Genomic DNA, 2,297 nt, shown 5'->3' on the forward strand with positions numbered 1-2,297 from the left:
CGGCCACCCGCTCCATCAGCTCGGTCGCCGCCGCCTCGATCTCGGCGGTCATCGCCTCCACCACGTACGAGCCGGCGAACGGGTCCACCGTCGCGGTCAGGTCCGTCTCGTACGCCAGCACCTGCTGGGTACGCAGCGCCAGCCGGGCCGCCTTCTCGGTGGGCAGCGCGATCGCCTCGTCGAAGCTGTTGGTGTGCAGCGACTGGGTGCCGCCGAGCACCGCGCCGAGGCCCTGCACCGCCACCCGGACCAGGTTGACCTCGGGCTGCTGGGCGGTGAGCTGCACGCCCGCGGTCTGGGTGTGGAAGCGCAGCATCATCGACTTCGGGTTCTTGGCGCCGAAGTCGTCGCGCATCAGCCGGGCCCAGATCCGGCGGGCGGCCCGGAACTTGGCCACCTCCTCCAGCAGGGTGGTGCGGGCGACGAAGAAGAACGACAGCCGGGGCGCGAAGTCGTCCACGGCCAGGCCGGCCGCCAGCGCGGCCCGGACGTACTCGACGCCGTTGGCCAGGGTGAACGCGATCTCCTGCGCGGGCGACGCGCCGGCCTCGGCCATGTGGTAGCCGGAGATGGAGATCGTGTTCCACTTCGGCACCTCCTTGCGGCAGTAGCCGAAGGTGTCGGCCACCAGCCGCAGCGAGGGCTTCGGCGGGAAGATGTACGTCCCCCGGGCGATGTACTCCTTGAGGATGTCGTTCTGGATCGTGCCGTTGAGGGCCGAGCCGGCGACCCCGTTCTCCTCCGCCACGAGCTGGTAGAGCAGGAGCAGCACCGACCCCGGCGCGTTGATGGTCATCGACGTCGAGACCTTGTCGAGCGGGATGCCGTCGAAGAGCAGCCGCATGTCGTCGATCGAGTCGATGGCCACCCCGACCTTGCCCACCTCGCCGTGCGCGATCGGGTCGTCGGAGTCGTAGCCCATCTGCGTCGGCAGGTCGAAGGCCACGGAGAGACCCATCGTGCCGGCCCGCAACAACTGGTGGTACCGCGCGTTGGACTCGGTGGCGGTACCGAAGCCGGCGTACTGGCGCATGGTCCACGGGCGGGAGGTGTACATGGTGGGGTAGACCCCGCGCGTGTACGGGAACTCGCCCGGTCCGCCGAGCCGGGAGTCCAGTTCCTCCGGAAGGTCCGCCGCCGTGTAGACGCCCTTGATCGGAAAACCGGACTCGCTTGACCGCGGTTCGCTCATTAGCGGATGGTAGGACGCGCGACGGCGTCGACGGGTGAGGGATACCGCACACCGGTCGACGCGTCGACGGGCATCGACGAGAGGTGAACGCTCGGACACGTACCGTCCAGTTCGACAAACGTCCGCCGCGTCGGGTTTCGCATCGGGCGTCGGAACCAGCAAGATAGGGGGGTTGTGTCCCAGCCCCCCTCGAATTCCCCCGGTGGCTTTTCTGTGACTCAGATCCCGACGTGGAGCGGCGGACCAGTCAGTTCCCCCAACGGACGCGCGACGCCCGGCACGACCATCGGCGACCGTTACTCGCTGCGTTCGACGGTGGGCAACGGCGGCATGGGTACGGTCTGGCGTGCCACGGACACACTCCTGCGGCGGGACGTGGCCGTCAAGGAGGTCGTCCTGCCCCCGGGGCTGGCCCCCAGCGACCGCGACGCCATGTACGAGCGCACCCTGCGCGAGGCCCGCGCGGCGGCGGCGATCCAGCACCCGGCCGTCGTCCAGGTCTACGACGTGGTCACCGAGGGCGGCCGGCCGTGGATCGTGATGGAGCTGCTCGACGCCCGCAGCCTCGCCGACATGGTGATCGAGGACGGGCCGGTCGCGCAGCGGGTGGTCGCCAAGATCGGCATCGCGCTGCTCGGCGCGCTGGAGGTGGCGCACGCGATCGGCGTGCTGCACCGCGACGTCAAGCCGGCCAACGTGCTGATCTGCGCCGACGGGCGCTGCGTGCTGACCGACTTCGGCGTGGCCCGGATGCCCACCGACGTGCAGCTCACCACCCCCGGGATGGTGCTCGGCTCGCCGCACTTCATCTCCCCCGAGCGCGCGATGGGCCAGGAGTTCGGCCCGCCGAGCGACCTCTTCTCGCTGGGCGTCACGCTCTACACGGCGGTGGAGGGGCGGCCCCCGTTCGACAAGGGCGACCCGATCGAGACCATGCACGCCGTGGTCGAGGACCCGCCCGCCCCGCCGCAGCGCAGCGGGCCGCTGGCCCGGGTGCTGATGGGCCTGCTGGAGAAGGACCCGGCCCGCCGTCTCGACGTGCACACCGCCCGGGCCATGCTGCGCGAGCTGCTCGCCGGCCCGCTGACCAGCAACGCCGCCGCGG

General features: G+C 70.8%; 2 protein-coding genes. One reads left to right on the forward strand and one right to left on the reverse strand.

Going from position 1 to position 2,297, the window contains the following annotated elements:
• The coding region (locus AB0B91_RS65200; RefSeq protein ID WP_358343039.1) for an acyl-CoA mutase large subunit family protein at positions 1-1,192 on the reverse strand (1,192 nt) is incomplete at its 3' end.
• 213 nt (positions 1,193-1,405) lie between these two features.
• Here AB0B91_RS65200 and AB0B91_RS65205 point away from each other — a divergent pair.
• Positions 1,406-2,297 (forward strand): serine/threonine-protein kinase (locus AB0B91_RS65205; RefSeq protein ID WP_358343041.1); only part of this gene is annotated, 892 nt, incomplete at its 3' end.

Origin of the sequence: Nonomuraea sp. NPDC049141, from assembly GCF_040648415.1 — a bacterium.
Lineage (GTDB): Bacteria > Actinomycetota > Actinomycetes > Streptosporangiales > Streptosporangiaceae > Nonomuraea.